The sequence below is a fragment of the Pseudomonas sp. Tul2A7 genome (assembly GCF_054790505.1).
Genome location: NZ_CP186499.1, coordinates 4,308,992 through 4,323,311 on the forward strand (window position 1 = coordinate 4,308,992; position 14,320 = coordinate 4,323,311).

Consider the following 14,320-nt stretch of genomic DNA (forward strand, 5'->3'; position numbering starts at 1 on the left):
ATATGGAGCCGAACTCAGGTCTTGAATAACATGGAGATCGGCTCCCTTTCCCCCTCGCCCCCCTTGGGGGGAAAGGGCTGGGGTGAGGGGGGAATCCCACTGACACCCCGCAACCTGCGAATCACACCCGAAACTGATCCATCAAACTCTGCTGCTGATTCGCCAGACTATTGAGCGACTGGCTCACCCGCGCCGACTCATTCGCCTGCCCGGACAACGACTCCGTCACGTCACGAATCGTCGCCACGTTGTTGTTGATCTCCTCAGCCACCGCACTCTGCTCTTCAGCGGCACTGGCAATCTGCAGATTCATGTCACTGATCACCGTCACCGCATCGCCAATCTGGCGTAGCGCGGTCACGGCCTGGCCAACCTGTTCAACGCTACCCTGAGCCTGACGATGGCTGTTGCCCATCGACCCGACCACATCCTGCGTACCGCTCTGCAACTGCTCGATGACCTGACGGGTTTCTTCCACCGACTCCTGTGTGCGGCGGGCGAGGTTGCGGACTTCGTCGGCGACCACGGCAAAACCACGTCCGGCCTCACCGGCACGCGCCGCTTCGATCGCAGCGTTGAGCGCCAGCAGGTTGGTCTGTTCAGCGATGGCCCGAATGGTTTCCAGCACCGCGCCGATCTTCTCGCTGTTGGCGGCAAGGCCTTCGACCTGCACCATCGCTGCGCTCATGTCGGCGGCGAGGGTGTCGATGCTCGCGGTGGTGCGGTCGATCACGGTCAGGCCCTGACGGGTAGCGCGATCGGCATCCTTGGCAGCCTCGGCAGCTTGTGCGGCGCTGCGGGCGACGTCTTGTGCGGTGGCGCTCATTTCGTGGGAGGCAGTGGCGACCTGATCGACCTGACGGTATTGCTGTTCCATACCGGCGCTGGTCTGGGTGGCAATGGCCGAGGATTGATCGGCGGTGTTGCGCGCATCCTGCACCGAACGCTTCACCTCGGCGATGATCGGCTGCAACTTATCGAGGAACTTGTTGAACCAACCGGCCAACTGACCCAGTTCGTCCTGCTTGTCGTAGGCCAGACGGCGGGTCAGATCGCCTTCACCGCTGGCAATGTCTTCGAGCATGTGTGCCACGCCGAGGATCGGTCTGGTCACGCTGCGCGCCATCAGCCACACCAGCAGCAAACCGATCAACGCCGCCAGCACGCCGAGGCTCAGTTCGATCAAAGTGCCCGAGTTATTGCTGGCATCCAATTGTTGCTTGAGCGCCTCGGCGCGGCTGACCAGAACTTTCTCCGGCACATCAAGCAACACGCCCCACGACGGGCCGCCGGGAATCGGCGGAAACGGTGACAGCACTTTCAACTGACCGTTGCTGTGCAGGCTGCTGACGCTGCTGCTGGAAGCGAGTTTGCTCAGCAGTTCGGCGCCGCTGACTTTATCCACGGTATCCAGACGCTGGCTGAGTTTGCCGGCGTCCGGGCTGTAACCGGCGAGCAGGCCGGCGGGGCTGATGATGCTCACGGCGGTCTGGCCGTCATAGAGCTTCTTGCTCGCGCCCTGACTGATCGCTTGCAGGCTGTTGAGGTTGATATCGACCGACAGCGAGGCGATGACTTTGCCGTTGACCATCAGCGGGAAGACGATGCTGGTCATCAGCACCTTCTGGCCGTCGATCACATAGAAGTACGGTTCGATTACGCACGGTTTGAGCGTGGCACGCGGGCAGGTAAACCAGGCGTTCGCAGCTTGGCCGCTAGGGCCGGTGCTGGTGTCGGCCATGTCGCTTTCCGGCAGGGCCATCGAGGTGACTTTGCCTGGGGTCGGTTGCGACCAGTACAGGGCGAAACGGCCTTTGTCATTGCTGCCCAATTCGGCTTGGCCGGCGAACAGTTCGTCCTTGCCGTCCAGGGCGTTGGCTTCGAACACCAGCGACAGGCCGAGCAAGTCCGGGTTGGCTTGCAGCGCCGATTTGACCTGACGGGTCATGTCCTCACGCAGGTCGAAGGCATCGAGGAAGCGCTTCTCGGCCTGTTCGCGCAGGAACAGCACCTGCCGCGAGAAGCCGTGGCCGTATTGATAGGCGTCCATGAACTGCTGGCGAATGCCGGCGGCCTGCACTTCACCTTGCGACTCGATGCGCGCTTGCGCCGACTCGGTGAGCATTTCCATGCTCGAAGCTTTCACCAGTTCAGAACTGTGCTCCATGCGATACAGCGAAAGACCGACCAACAGGGTCACGATACCCGCCAGGCAGAGGCCGGCGAGCAGGGTGATTTTCCATTGGATGGAAAGTTGTCTGAGCGACATGGGGACGTCCTTATTCGATAAATATCTGAGACTTTGCACTGTAACGGCCTCAAATCGGCTTTCTTTATCCTTGAAACACAATATGACCAATTGCCGCACTGTCATGCTTTGTACGTGATCGTTCCCACGCTCTGCGTGGGAATGCAGCCCCGGACGCTCCGCGTCCCAAAGCGGACGCAGAGCGTCCATTGAGGCATTCCCACGCAGAGCGTGGGAACGATCAATCACCCCGTAGCTTTGACACTGCGGCCACTCTGCGGCACAGTGCGCGCCCTTCTAATAAGACCCTCTTTGCAAATCCGCCGGTCAACCTGTGCGGACTCATCCTGTCTGGCGGTGTGGTTTCCACCGCAGTGTTTTTCGAGGTAGTGAAATGAATGCAGTCATAGCGGCAGTCGGCGTCATGCTGATTCTCAGCCTGTCCCGCGTGCACGTGGTGATCGCTTTGATCGTCGGCGCGCTGGTCGGCGGTCTGACCGGTGGTCTGGGCATCGACGCCACGCTCAAGGCGTTCAACAGTGGCCTGGGCGGCGGCGCTACGGTGGCGTTGTCCTACGCGTTGCTCGGCGCTTTCGCCGTGGCGATTGCCAAGTCCGGCCTGGCCCACGCCTTGGCCGATAAGGCGTTGGCGATGGTCGACCGGCAACATGCGACGGGCGGTGGCAGCGTCAAATGGCTGTTGATCGGCCTGTTGTGGGTGGTGGCGATCGCTTCGCAGAACATCCTGCCGATCCACATCGCGTTCATTCCGCTGCTGGTGCCGCCACTTCTCTATGTACTGACCAAGCTGCAACTTGATCGCCGTTTGATCGCCTGCGTCATGACGTTCGGTCTGATCACGCCGTACATGTTCCTCCCGGTAGGTTTCGGTAACATTTTCCTCAATGAGATTTTGTTGGCAAATGTTGCGCGCAGTGGTGTCGACATCAGTGGCATCAACGTCACCCACGCCATGGGCATTCCGGCGCTGGGCATGTTGGTGGGGCTGGGCATTGCCTTTATCAGCTACCGCAAGAAACGCGTTTATGACCTGGCGAAGATCGAGCAAGTCGAACAGGTGGCGGTGCAGTACAACCCACTGAGCCTGGCGATTGCCGGGGTGGCGATTGCCGCCGCGTTCATTGTGCAGTTGCTGCTGGACTCGATGATTATCGGCGCGCTGGTCGGCTTTCTGATCTTCTCGGCATCGGGCATCGTCAAGTGGCGCGAGACCGATGATCTGTTCACCGAAGGCATGAAGATGATGGCGATGATCGGCTTCATCATGATCGCGTCTTCCGGTTTCGGCGAAGTGATCAAGGCCACCGGGGAAGTGCAGACACTGGTGCAAACGTCGGCGGCGTGGATCGATCACAGCAAGGGCATCGGTGCCTTGATGATGTTGCTGGTGGGTTTGCTGGTGACCATGGGCATCGGCTCGTCCTTCTCGACCGTACCGATCCTGGCGGTGATTTTCGTGCCGCTGTGCGTGCAACTGGGCTTCAGCCCGATCGCTATCGTGTGCATCGTTGGTACCGCCGGCGCACTGGGCGACGCCGGTTCGCCTGCTTCGGATTCGACGCTGGGCCCGACCTCCGGGCTGAACATTGACGGTCAGCATCACCACATCTGGGACACCGTGGTGCCGACGTTCCTGCACTACAACCTGCCGTTGCTGGCGTTCGGCTGGGTAGCCGCGATGGTTCTCTGAACCCGCCGGTGATCGTTCCCACGCTCTGCGTGGGAATGCCTCTTGTGACGCTCTGCGTCACGTTGTTGGACGCGGAGCGTCCGGGGCTGCATTCCCACGCAGAGCGTGGGAACGATCCTCATACCGAAGCTCAACTTTTGTGATGGCGTGCCGTTAAAGCCTTTAACCACGCCAATAAAACCAAAAGAGTGAGCTCCCACAATGCGCCTGAGCCTCAAGGCTAAAGTCCTCTCCCTCGCCGTTCTCCCGGTGTTGCTCTTTGCGCTGGTCATCAGCCTGACCACGCTGTTCATCCTCCAGGAACAGGCGCACAAAGAGGTCGAACAGACCCGCGAACGCCTGCTCGGCGATGCCAAAGCCACTCTGCAAAGTTACGTCGCCGTGGCCATGACCACGATCAAACCGTTGTACGACGCGGCCGCGCCGGGTGACAACGAGGCACGCGCACAGGCGATCAAACTGCTGTCGGGCATTCGCTACGGCAAGGACGGCTACTTCTTCGGCTACGACTCCGAGACCGTGCGCCTGTTCAAGGCCAATGACCCTGAAGGCGTGGGCAAAAGTTTCAAGGACAACCGCGATCCGAATGGCGTTTACGTCAATCTCGGTCTGGTGAAAGTGGCGAAGGACGGCACGCACTATCTGCAATACAGCTCGCCGCTGCCGGGGAATGCCAAGGTGCTAGTGCCGAAACTCGGTTACACCGAATATCTGGCGAAGTGGGACATGGCCGTCGGTACGTCCGTCAACCTCGACGGCATCGAAGCGCAAGTAGCGTTGGTCGAAGCGCAGGTGCAGGAACGCATGCAAGGCGTGGTGCTGAGCATCGTCGGCGTGGCGGTGGTGGTGCTGTTGGTGATCGCGGCGGCGGGAATGCTGTTGGCCAATACCATTTTGCGCCCGTTGACCCTGATGAAAGCCAACCTCGATGACATCGCGGCGGGTGAGGGCGATCTGACCCGCCGACTGAACATCACCAGTCAGGACGAACTCGGCGAACTGGCTGGCTCGTTCAACCGCTTCGTCGACAAGATCCATGGCCTGGTGCGGCAGATCACCGAGATGACCACGCAACTGACCGGTCTGGTGACGCAAGTGTCCGATCAGGCCCAGCGTTCGGATCAGGCGATGGAGCGTCAGCGTCACGAAACCGATCAGGTCGCCACCGCCATCAATGAAATGTCCGCCGCCGCACAAGAAGTAGCGAAGAGCGCGCAGAACGCCGCTGTCGCTGCTCAGCAGACCGACGAAGAAGGCCAGAGCGCCAAGCGTGTGGTAGCCGGCAGCATCAAACAGATTCATGCGCTGGTCGATGACATCCGCAGCAGCGGCGTGTCGCTCGACAGCCTGCAGCAGGACGTGACGTCGATTGTGGGTGTGCTCGGGGTGATTCGTTCGATCGCCGAACAGACCAACCTGCTGGCGCTGAACGCGGCGATCGAAGCGGCGCGCGCTGGCGAGGCCGGACGCGGCTTTGCCGTGGTGGCGGACGAAGTGCGGGCATTGGCCAGTCGCACGCAGATCAGCACCCAGGAAATTCAGGGCATGATCGATCGTTTGCAGGCGGGCACGCAATCGGCGGTCGAGGCGATGCGCCGTTCCAGCGAAGCGGGTGACGGCACTTCACAGCAAGCCAATCAGGCCGGGGCTTCGCTGGATGCGATGGCATCGTTGATTGCGACGATCAACTCGATGAACGCGCAGATTGCCAGCGCGGCGGAAGAGCAGACGGCGGTGGCCGAAGAGATCAACCGCAGCGTGCATCAGATTGCGGTGGCGGTGGACAGCGTGGCCGATGAGACGCAGCTGGGTGCACAGACTTCGCGTAGTTTGGCGGAGCTGGGGCAGCGCCTTGGCAAACTCGTGGGTCAGTTCCGTATCTGACCGCCTGAAAAGCCCCTCACCCTAACCCTCTCCCGGAGGGAGAGGGGACTGACCGAGGTGTCTTGTGTCATCCATCGACCTGAGAAATCGAGTCGATTATGGATTCACAGCAGAGCTTTCAGGTCAGTGCATGCCTGCAATATCCCCCAATCAGTCCCCTCTCCCTCCGGGAGAGGGCTAGGGTGAGGGGCTCTTGATCTTCAGCCCCTCAAGGTCTATCCCAATAGGGCACCTCACCAAAGCATTCGATAAAGAAATCAATCACCGTCCGCACCTTCACCGACAACCTCCGGCTCCCCGGCCACAACACCGCAATCTGCTGCGGCTCCAGACTGTTCGACACCTGATATTCCCCCAGCACCGGCACCAGCGTGCCATCGCGCACCGCTTCACCAATCAACCACGACGGAAACATCACCAGCCCCAAACCTTGCTCGGCCGCTTGGGTGAGGGTGTCGGCGTGGTTGCCGGTGATCGGGCCCTTCACCGAATACGGCGTCCAGTCCTCGCCATCGCGGCGGAAAAACCAGCGCTGCTGGCCGGTCGCGCCTTTGTAAGCCAGGCATTGGTGTTGCGCCAGATCTTCGGGTTTCTGCGGCGTACCGTGGCGCTTGAGATAAGCCGGGCTGGCTGCGACCTGAAAACGGTGCGGCGCCACAATCCGTGCCTGCATGCTCGAGTCGTGCAACGGGCCGATGCGAAATAGCAGATCCGCGCCTTCCTGAAGCGGGTCGACGTAATGGTCAGTCTGCTGGATATCCAGTTGCAGCTTCGGATAGCGCGCGCACAACTGGCCCAGCCACGGCGTCAGATGCCGTTGGCCGAACACCACCGGGGCGTTGATGCGCACCAGGCCCGTGGGTTCGCTTTGCTGCTCCTGCAACGCCTGTTCGGCTTCTTCCAGTTGCACCAGCACGAGCCGCGCATGGTGACCGAGCATGCGCCCGGCTTCGGTCGGCGTGACGGCGCGGGTGTGGCGGTAGAGCAATTGCTGGTTCAGCGCCTGTTCCATCAACTGGATCTGCCGGGAGATCGAGGAGGGCGCCACGCCTTCACGGCGGGCCACTTCGGAGAAACTGCCGTGGTCGAGCACCGCGACAAACAGCCTTAGCGCTTTGAATCCAAGTTCGTTGAGCCCGTGCATCGTTCGTCCTGCTGTGCGAGTTGCGCAAAAGTGTTGTCCGGATGCTCCCATTTATCGCACAGCTTGGCCAGCCGATAATCCGCGCCATCGTTTACTTGAGTGGAATGTTGTTTATGCAGACGTTGGATGAGGTGAGTGTCAGCGCACCGGCGACGAAATCCGGATTGCGCTTGTTGTTGCTGCCGCTGGTGATTCTCGCGGGCATGGGCTTGTCGGTGGAGGCCGGATTGCTCGGGCCGTTGGGGGTTCAGGTCGGGCATCTGTGGGCGACCTTGAGCATCTTCGGGGTCGGCTCGGCGATTCTGTTTTTGCTGTTGTTGTTTGCGGGGCCGCAGAAGGGGCCGGCACTGACTGATCTGCCGCGTTGGCAGTTGATTGGCGGGTTTCTGGGGCCGATGTATGTGGTGGTGCTGACCCTGGCGACGCCGCACATCGGCATTGCCATGACGATGATCGCGATTCTGTCGGGTCAGGTAGGCAAGAGTGTGTTGATTGACCATTTCGGCTGGTTCGGGGCGACGCGCAAGAAGGTCAATGCCGAGCGGTGGCTGGCGTTGGGGTTGATTGTGGTGGCTTTGGTTTTGATTGCGCGGGGGTGAGTGATGAGTCTGATTATTTTGTTGGCGGTGGTGGTGTTGGCCGGTGCGGTGTTGAGTGTGCAGGCGGCGATCAATGGGCGTCTGGGCGAGAGCGTTGGGGTGTTGCGCAGTAGTTTGCTGACATTCGTTGTGGGCGCGGTTTCGACCGGTTTGTTGATTTTGTTTTTTGAGCCGGCGCATGCGGTGAGTCTTTTGGATGTGCCGAAGTGGCAGTTGACCGGGGCGTTGTTTGGCGTGGTGTACATGATGGTGATGGTCGGGGCGGTGCCGGTGGTGGGGACGGCTGTGGCGACAGTGGCGGTGATTGTCGGGCAGTTGGGGATGGGGATGTTGATTGATAATTTTGGCTGGTTGGGGAATCCGGCGATTGAGCTGTCTGGTTCGCGGATTTTGGCGATGGTGTGTTTGGGGGTGGCTTTGGTGTTTATGTATCGGAGTTCGCGTGCTGCTGAGTGATTTGGATTGGGGGCATATCCGTTGCTTTGGGTGTTGCTGATTAGGGTTCCGCCCTTACGGCGGGTCACTTTTTCCAGACGCCGAAAAAGTAACCAAAAAGGCTTGCTCCTACGTGCGGCCCGCTCGCTGGGGCTCGGGGTTCCTTCGCTGCGGGATCGATCCGGGCGCAGCGTCTCCGGTTTGCTGCGCTGCACCTACTCCCGCTGTGTTTGGCTGCGCCAAACGGTCGCTGCGCTCCCACGCCCGGATCAATCCCTCCACTCAGCCTTCCGACGTCGCCCGTGGATCAAGATCAAAAGCAGGCGAGCTGACACTCGGCCTTGAGTGGTGAAGAGCGGGTGTTCGGCTTTTGATTTGTGGTGTGTTTGCCCCTCACCCCAGCCCTCTCCCAGAGGGAGAGGGGGCCGATTTGGGTGTTTTTCAAGATCTGAGTTCGACTCGGTATTTCACGTCGGCGTACCTCCCCCAAACACCCCGGTCAGTCCCCTCTCCCTCCGGGAGAGGGCTAGGGTGAGGGGCTCTTGATCTGGCTCTTGATCTTGCTTCGGCTTTTGATCTTTTGCCCCTTCGGCAGGCCGAGCGAAGGTGTTCATCCGGGGGTAGGCGCGCAGCGCCGTGCGGCGCAGCCGCATTCATCGAGAGGAGGTGCAGCGAAGCAAACCGTAGGCGATGCCCCCGGATGGACACCGTAGCGAGGGAACACTGAGCCTCAGCGAAGTGCCGTACGCCAGGGGCAAAGCCTTTTGCTTACTTTTCGGCGTCTGGAAAAGTGAGTCGCTGTAAGAGCGAAACCGCCAGCGGCAACACCCGCAGCAACGGATATGCCCCCAACCCCCCAAATCCCCAAATCTCCGGCAGCTTCTACACTGGTTATCACGGCTTGCCCTTCAAGCCCCAGACAACCACCACCCAAGGAGTCTGCCCCCATGCCTGATAGAAAATGCGATTGTCCCAACTGCAAATGCACGATCAAGGAAGGCGATCATTCCTACGCCGTCCACGGCAAACACTATTGCTGCGAAGCCTGCGCCCACCACCACAAAAGTGGCGAAGAATGTTCAAGCAAAGGCTGCCATTGCGCCCATCCGAAATAACAGCACCCATAAAAAAGTGGAGCCTAATCAGGCTCCACTTCCAGTTTCAGGCTCTCATCATCCAGCCGCTCCGCATGCCGCACCGTACCTTGCAGCCTTCGCCCTTCAACCCTGACCACCACGGTTTTCGCTTGATCAAGGTCTTCCGGCAGCGGTGCCGGCACCCGCAGCGCAAAGCGAAACGGATCATCTACGACCGCCTCCAGCCCAACGCGGCAGTCCACGCTTTTGGTGATACGCCCGAACAACGTATCAAGGCCGTAGTCCAGATGCGCCGGGCTGCTGATATTGGTCATGGTGCATTCCCCCGAATGATGCCGATCGCCAGCTGAGCTTAGCTGGTCGGTCGCCAGACGACGTTTTCCACGCCGAATTTTTCCGCCATCGGTTTGCTGGTCTTCTGCACCTTCTCACGGCCAAAGCGCGGGATGCGGCCGACCCCGGCGTCGCAACTCGCCCAATGCCACGCCTCGGTGTTGTCCATTTTGTCCGAGCGGATAATGAACGACTTGGGCGTGCCGTGAAGGGTGTATTCGATGACATACAGTTTTGCGTTGTTCATAAAGCCCGTATTCCTCCCTGTGGTAATAGAGGGATCGCGGCGCATCGGGAAAATTCACTCGGATTGTCCGACGGTATCTATCGTTGGCGACGCTGTGGCGCACTGGTTACCATGGCGTTCCCGCCAAGCCCAATGAATGCTCGCCATGGCCCTCGCCACGCCCCCCGATCTCAGTGATACCGATGTGCCCGTGCAGCCGCTGGCGCGTACCTATCCGCGCGGCTTGTTTATCGAGCCGCACGAGCATGTCTGGGGACAGTTGCTGTATGCGATGAGCGGGGTGATGTGGGTCGAGACGCCGCACGAAGCGCTGGTGGTGCCGCCGCAACGCGCAGTGTGGTTGCCGCCGGGTGTGCCGCACGGGATTCGGGTGGTGTCGGATCTGCAGATGCGCAATATCTACCTGCGCCCGGCGTTGGCGGCGACGCTGGACACGACGGTGCAGGTGATCGAGGTCTGTGGGTTGCTGCGCGAGTTGATTGTCGGGCTGGTGGAGCAGGGTGATAGCGGGGATCCGGCGTATTACGAGGCGCTGGTCGGGTTGGCCTTGCTGGAGCTGAAACGCGCACGGCGTTCGCAGTTGAAGATCCCCATGCCGGATGACTCCGACCGACGTTTGATGAATCTGTGTCAGGCGGTGATGGCCGCGCCGTCGCTAGAGATTCCATTCGAGCAGCATGCGGAAAACGCCGGGGCCAGCGTGCGCACGCTGGCGCGGTTGTTCAAGGACAGCCTCGGCATGGGCTTCGCCGAATGGCGGCGGCAGGTGCAACTGGCGACGGCGGTGGCAGAGTTGATTCAGGGCGTGGCGGTGAGTGTGATTGCCCGGGAACTCGGCTACTCGCCCAGCAGTTTCAGTGACATGTTCCGCCGCGAATTGGGTGTCGCCCCCTCGCAATTCATAGTGGAACAGGATTAATCAAACCAGCGCAGATCCAATGTGGGAGCGAGCCTGCTCGCGAATGCGATGGATCAGCTGACTCATCCTTCACTGACACACCGCCTTCGCGAGCAGGCTCGCTCCCACAGGGTTCTGTGGTGTGCATCCGATACTTGTCCGAAATTCAGAAGTCCTTGGCCGATGCCATCCCCGCCGATTCCCTAGACTCTGCCCATTCCTTTCCACGGGCGGAGTTCCTCCCCATGAACTACCTGATTTCGCTGGCCATCGGTCTGGGCGTCGGCCTGTTGTACGGCGCGCTGGATTTCCGTTCTCCCGCGCCACCGGCCATCGCGTTGGTGGGTTTGCTCGGCATGTTGGCCGGTGAGCAGTTGTGGCCGATGGGCCGGCAACTGGTCGCGGGTTGGTTGTCCTGAATCTCCTCTTTTCCTTTGGTGGATGTCCCCATGAAAGCACTGCAATTCGATAAAACCGGTGACCTGTCTTCCCTGCGCTATGTCGAGGTGCCGACCCCGGTACCCGGCGCTGACGAAGTGCTGGTACAGATCAAGGCTGCCGGCCTGAATCCCAGCGATGTGAAAAACGTCCTCGGCCGTTTTCCCTACACCACGCTGCCACGGATTCCCGGTCGGGATTTCGCCGGTGTTGTGATTGAAGGCCCACAGACGCTGATCGGTCAGGAAGTCTGGGGCACCGGTCGTGAGCTGGGGTTTTTCGCCGATGGCACCCACGCCGGGTTCGTCAAACTGCCGGCCAACGGCGTCGCACACAAACCGTCGCACCTGAGTTTTACTCAGGCCGCCAGCCTCGGCGTGCCGTACACCACGGCGTGGGATGCGCTGGAACGCAGTCTGGTAACGGCTGAAACGCGTTTGCTGGTGATCGGCGGCGGGGCGGTAGCGACCGCAGCATTGGCGCTAGCGAAGGTGCGTGGCGCGCAATTGCTGGCAGCGGCGCGCCGACCCGAGCAGGTCGCGGATTTGCAGGCGCAGGGTTATCAGACAATTCAGCTGGATAAGCCGGAAGACCTCGGCGCACAGGTCAACGCGGTGTATCGCGGCGGCGCCGATGTGATCTTCGACACCACCGGTTTCTGGTTGCCAGCGTCGGTGGCGGCATTGGCTAGCTTCGGCCGGATCGCGATCATCGCCGCGCCGGTGGACGGGCATGTGCAACTGCCGGCACTGGCGCTGTATCGCAAGGGCGGTTCGGTGGTTGGGATCAATTCGTTGCTGTATGGCGTTGCAGCGTGTGCGGCGATGCTGGAGCAGTTCGGGCGGTTCTTCGATGAAGGCTTGTTGCCGTTGCCGCAAGGGTTGGTCGAGGTGCCGTTGGCCGAGGGACTACAGCGTTATGGCGATGTGAATCTGGGCAGCGGCGACAAGGTCATCCTCATTCCCTGACCCACCGCAAAACCCGTGTAGGAGTGAGCCTGCTCGCGATAGCGGTGTATCAGTCACTCATGATTAAACTGACACACCGCTATCGCGAGCAGGCTCACTCCTACATTAGATGGGTGTCGGGCTTAGGTTTGCGGGACGCCGTTTTCCCACGCCGACCAGTTCTTCAGGATGTCCTGCACCAGCGGATTACCCGCGCGATAGAGGTTCTCTAGCGCCGGCACAAAACCGCCCTGATCGGCGTACTTGAGCAGGTTGTCCACTTCACTGCCACCCGGCTCCGGGCGGTCAAGGTCGGAGCCGGCGCGCACCACGGCAAGGCGTTGCACGTCGACCAGACCTTCGCGACTGGCACGCAGCAAGGCCTCATAGGTGGAGTTGTCTTCCTGCTGCGTCGTGCAGTATTCGCCCTTGTTGTCGGTCAGCAGTTTGGTCCAGACCTCGGCCCGTTCGCTCAGGCGCGTGCCTGAAAACCAGGTGTTGCCCGCCAGTGTGTCGCAGCGCGTCACCACCGGCGGCTGATTGGCCGGTGCCGAAGGATATTTCAGACGCCACGCGGCGGACTCCTTGCTTTCGCTCAGCTCGACCTTGTGGCTCAGGGCGAACGCCTTGGCCTGCAGTTTCGGATTGAGTTCAAAGACTTCGGTCTTGTAGTCCAGCGGCGGTTTTTCGTCCGGGCCTTTGGTGTTGATGCCCAGGTAGCCGGTCGGCCAGGTCGACGGCGCATCACGCGAATCGATCTCCCATTGCGTGCCGAACTCCACCAGATAGTGCGCCCATGCAGCGGTGCCGATGGTCCCATGTTTCGGGCTGATCCCAGCAATGCCGGCGATCAGGAAGTAGCTTTTGCGCAGGTCGAATTTCGGCGACAAGGCCAATGCCAGCGTTGAGGCGGCGGCGTTGGTCTGACCCATGCCGGTGGTCAACAGGCAGACCTGCTGCGCGTTGCAGCGGATGTTCGGGTACTCGGCCGACAGACCCGGTACGCGGATTTCCTGTTTCAGCTCGAGGCGGTCGATCCAATGCTGCGCCTCGGGGGCGAACATGGTGATCAGCACGACTTTCGGTTGTATCGGTGCCTCGGCCGCCCATGCGGTGGAAGTGAGCAGGGCCGCACCGGCCAGGGTCAAACGCATCATTGCTTGCATGGAAAACTCCTCAATTCAGAATTGATAACCGACACCGGCGTAGTAACCCCAGCCGTTGGAACGCGCGCGGAAATTGCCGTCGCCAAAATTCAGCTCGCTGCCGTCCTCCCAGTTGCCGCCGTTGTGGAAGTAACGGCCGACCAGAGTGAAGCGCAAGTGGGTGAACGAATAGAGCAAGACGTTGGTCGCTACCGTCGCATTGGCCGTGCGCGCCGGGTTGTCCTTGTGGATGTCCGAGCCGAAATCGAAGTTGGTGAAGCCGATGTAAGTCAGCGACGCGCCGTTGCTGAATTTGTCGATCGGCACGATGTACTTCAGTTGCGCACGGTAGCCGTCCCAGGAATATTCATTGCTGGCGCCGTAGTTTTCCCACTGATAGCGACCGTACAGGTTGGCCGACAGATTGACCCGCGAGTGGGTGTCGATGTCGGTGCCGAAACCGCTGTAGAGCGTGTTGGCGCGGTTCTCCTTGCGGCTGCCGTGGTCGTAGATCCAGTCGAACGCGACGTACCATTCCTTGAACGGGCCGATGGCCAGGCTGCGGCCGGCGAGGTAATCAATGGAGATACGCGGTTCGTGTTCCATAAACACTGGTGAGCCGTGATCCCACACGCCTTTGTCGTGGCTGTTGCCGATGTTGAAGATCTTCGGGATGTCGATGTAGCCGTACAACTCGAACGGACCTTTGCGGCCGAAGTACTCGTATTCCAGATAGATGTCGTCGGCCGGTTGCGGGCCGAAGCTGATGTCTTTGCTGCCGATCAGCATCAGGTCCTGGTTGTACCAGTCCGACAGGTAGGCGCCTTTTTTCGGCGGGCTGGCTTCGGGGCTGAGCGCTTCGCCCTGGGCGGATTCTTCCTTGGCGGCCGGTTGCGCCAAAGCGCTGTGGCTGAGAAGTCCGGTAACGCCGGTCAGTAGCAGGGAAACAGCAAACGTGCACGAGAAAGGTGCGCGAAAAGGGCATGCGATGGGCATTCAAAGTCCTTTTTTACAGATCAAGGCCCGTGTTCCGTGGGCTTGTACGGTTTTGTTACGAAAATGTTGGGATTGACGTTACGCAAACGTTTGCACAAGGCGTACCAGTTTTCTCAATGCTCTGAAATTTCGAAGGTTTCACAGCATTTGCTGATGGGGCGGTCAGGTACGGTTTTGCGCACTCGAAGTTCCCTGTGG

The 14,320-nt window shown here is 60.4% G+C and carries 13 protein-coding genes and 3 pseudogenes; 9 read left to right on the plus strand and 7 right to left on the minus strand.

What is annotated here, in order from left to right; translation table 11 throughout:
- Positions 1–121: 121 nt before the first annotated feature.
- Together ACOYXJ_RS19440 and ACOYXJ_RS19445 are read right to left on the minus strand one after the other, a co-directional pair.
- The gene (locus ACOYXJ_RS19440; RefSeq protein WP_371044236.1) at positions 122–877 is read right to left on the minus strand and encodes a methyl-accepting chemotaxis protein; all 756 of its coding nucleotides are present in this window, start codon (positions 875–877) and stop codon (positions 122–124) included.
- 150 nt (positions 878–1,027) lie between these two features.
- Positions 1,028–2,458, minus strand: a pseudogene (locus tag ACOYXJ_RS19445) (cache domain-containing protein); the annotation flags it as partial.
- A 184-nt stretch (positions 2,459–2,642) separates the two neighbouring features.
- On the opposite strand from ACOYXJ_RS19445, the gene ACOYXJ_RS19450 reads away from it, so the two are divergent.
- The 3 genes and pseudogenes from ACOYXJ_RS19450 to ACOYXJ_RS19460 all read left to right on the plus strand — a co-directional run.
- Positions 2,643–3,959, plus strand: a complete 1,317-nt coding sequence (locus ACOYXJ_RS19450) for a Na+/H+ antiporter family protein (protein WP_122598902.1) — start codon at positions 2,643–2,645, stop codon at positions 3,957–3,959.
- Between the two features lie 201 nt (positions 3,960–4,160).
- Positions 4,161–4,937: pseudogene (locus ACOYXJ_RS19455) on the plus strand (cache domain-containing protein); the annotation flags it as partial.
- 312 nt (positions 4,938–5,249) lie between these two features.
- Positions 5,250–5,843: pseudogene (locus tag ACOYXJ_RS19460) on the plus strand (methyl-accepting chemotaxis protein); the annotation flags it as partial.
- 208 nt (positions 5,844–6,051) lie between these two features.
- Here the strand turns inward: ACOYXJ_RS19460 and ACOYXJ_RS19465 are convergent.
- Positions 6,052–6,987, minus strand: a complete 936-nt coding sequence (locus ACOYXJ_RS19465) for a LysR family transcriptional regulator (protein WP_460371075.1) — start codon at positions 6,985–6,987, stop codon at positions 6,052–6,054.
- Between the two features lie 113 nt (positions 6,988–7,100).
- Here ACOYXJ_RS19465 and ACOYXJ_RS19470 point away from each other — a divergent pair, with 113 nt between their 5' ends.
- From ACOYXJ_RS19470 to ACOYXJ_RS19480, 3 genes are all read left to right on the plus strand, one after another.
- On the plus strand, positions 7,101–7,586 hold the full coding sequence (locus tag ACOYXJ_RS19470; protein ID WP_016987941.1) for a DMT family transporter: 486 nt from the start codon (positions 7,101–7,103) through the stop codon (positions 7,584–7,586).
- Positions 7,587–7,589: 3 nt separating this feature from the next.
- On the plus strand, positions 7,590–8,042 hold the full coding sequence (locus ACOYXJ_RS19475) for a DMT family transporter (protein WP_150794919.1): 453 nt from the start codon (positions 7,590–7,592) through the stop codon (positions 8,040–8,042).
- A gap of 926 nt (positions 8,043–8,968) precedes the next feature.
- The gene (locus ACOYXJ_RS19480) at positions 8,969–9,136 is read left to right on the plus strand and encodes a metallothionein (protein ID WP_016982823.1); all 168 of its coding nucleotides are present in this window, start codon (positions 8,969–8,971) and stop codon (positions 9,134–9,136) included.
- Positions 9,137–9,159: 23 nt separating this feature from the next.
- Here the strand turns inward: ACOYXJ_RS19480 and ACOYXJ_RS19485 are convergent, their stop codons facing one another.
- Complete coding sequence (locus tag ACOYXJ_RS19485; RefSeq protein ID WP_150811723.1) at positions 9,160–9,432, minus strand: hypothetical protein; 273 nt, start codon at positions 9,430–9,432, stop codon at positions 9,160–9,162.
- Positions 9,433–9,470: 38 nt separating this feature from the next.
- Complete coding sequence (locus tag ACOYXJ_RS19490; RefSeq protein WP_007919026.1) at positions 9,471–9,698, minus strand: DUF6555 family protein; 228 nt, start codon at positions 9,696–9,698, stop codon at positions 9,471–9,473.
- A gap of 136 nt (positions 9,699–9,834) precedes the next feature.
- Between ACOYXJ_RS19490 and ACOYXJ_RS19495 the strand changes: the two genes are divergently transcribed.
- From ACOYXJ_RS19495 to ACOYXJ_RS19505, 3 genes are all read left to right on the plus strand, one after another.
- Entirely contained in the window at positions 9,835–10,617 is a 783-nt protein-coding gene (locus ACOYXJ_RS19495) for an AraC family transcriptional regulator (RefSeq protein ID WP_460371079.1), read from the plus strand.
- A gap of 224 nt (positions 10,618–10,841) precedes the next feature.
- Positions 10,842–11,015: a DUF1427 family protein gene (locus tag ACOYXJ_RS19500; RefSeq protein ID WP_007969534.1), complete on the plus strand. Its 174-nt coding sequence runs from the start codon at positions 10,842–10,844 to the stop codon at positions 11,013–11,015.
- Positions 11,016–11,045: 30 nt separating this feature from the next.
- A complete protein-coding gene (locus ACOYXJ_RS19505; protein ID WP_460371081.1) occupies positions 11,046–12,002 on the plus strand; it encodes a quinone oxidoreductase family protein in 957 nt (318 codons plus the stop codon).
- A gap of 122 nt (positions 12,003–12,124) precedes the next feature.
- Here the strand turns inward: ACOYXJ_RS19505 and ACOYXJ_RS19510 are convergent, their stop codons facing one another.
- Together ACOYXJ_RS19510 and ACOYXJ_RS19515 are read right to left on the minus strand one after the other, a co-directional pair.
- The gene (locus tag ACOYXJ_RS19510) at positions 12,125–13,147 is read right to left on the minus strand and encodes a purine-nucleoside phosphorylase (RefSeq protein ID WP_460371083.1); all 1,023 of its coding nucleotides are present in this window, start codon (positions 13,145–13,147) and stop codon (positions 12,125–12,127) included.
- 15 nt (positions 13,148–13,162) lie between these two features.
- A complete protein-coding gene (locus tag ACOYXJ_RS19515) occupies positions 13,163–14,122 on the minus strand; it encodes a nucleoside-specific channel-forming protein Tsx (RefSeq protein ID WP_150795839.1) in 960 nt (319 codons plus the stop codon).
- Positions 14,123–14,320: the final 198 nt, after the last annotated feature.

What these genes read in the sequence shown, in the direction of transcription:
- ACOYXJ_RS19495 (WP_460371079.1), top strand. Translation starts at nt 9,835, where the DNA reads ATGCTCGCCATGGCCCTCGCCACGCCCCCCGATCTCAGTGATACCGAT.
- ACOYXJ_RS19500 (WP_007969534.1), top strand. Translation starts at nt 10,842, where the DNA reads ATGAACTACCTGATTTCGCTGGCCATCGGTCTGGGCGTCGGCCTGTTG.
- ACOYXJ_RS19470 (WP_016987941.1), top strand. Translation starts at nt 7,101, where the DNA reads ATGCAGACGTTGGATGAGGTGAGTGTCAGCGCACCGGCGACGAAATCC.
- ACOYXJ_RS19480 (WP_016982823.1), top strand. Translation starts at nt 8,969, where the DNA reads ATGCCTGATAGAAAATGCGATTGTCCCAACTGCAAATGCACGATCAAG.
- ACOYXJ_RS19465 (WP_460371075.1), bottom strand. Translation starts at nt 6,987, where the DNA reads ATGCACGGGCTCAACGAACTTGGATTCAAAGCGCTAAGGCTGTTTGTC.
- ACOYXJ_RS19475 (WP_150794919.1), top strand. Translation starts at nt 7,590, where the DNA reads ATGAGTCTGATTATTTTGTTGGCGGTGGTGGTGTTGGCCGGTGCGGTG.
- ACOYXJ_RS19505 (WP_460371081.1), top strand. Translation starts at nt 11,046, where the DNA reads ATGAAAGCACTGCAATTCGATAAAACCGGTGACCTGTCTTCCCTGCGC.
- ACOYXJ_RS19440 (WP_371044236.1), bottom strand. Translation starts at nt 877, where the DNA reads ATGGAACAGCAATACCGTCAGGTCGATCAGGTCGCCACTGCCTCCCAC.
- ACOYXJ_RS19515 (WP_150795839.1), bottom strand. Translation starts at nt 14,122, where the DNA reads ATGCCCATCGCATGCCCTTTTCGCGCACCTTTCTCGTGCACGTTTGCT.
- ACOYXJ_RS19485 (WP_150811723.1), bottom strand. Translation starts at nt 9,432, where the DNA reads ATGACCAATATCAGCAGCCCGGCGCATCTGGACTACGGCCTTGATACG.
- ACOYXJ_RS19450 (WP_122598902.1), top strand. Translation starts at nt 2,643, where the DNA reads ATGAATGCAGTCATAGCGGCAGTCGGCGTCATGCTGATTCTCAGCCTG.
- ACOYXJ_RS19490 (WP_007919026.1), bottom strand. Translation starts at nt 9,698, where the DNA reads ATGAACAACGCAAAACTGTATGTCATCGAATACACCCTTCACGGCACG.
- ACOYXJ_RS19510 (WP_460371083.1), bottom strand. Translation starts at nt 13,147, where the DNA reads ATGCAAGCAATGATGCGTTTGACCCTGGCCGGTGCGGCCCTGCTCACT.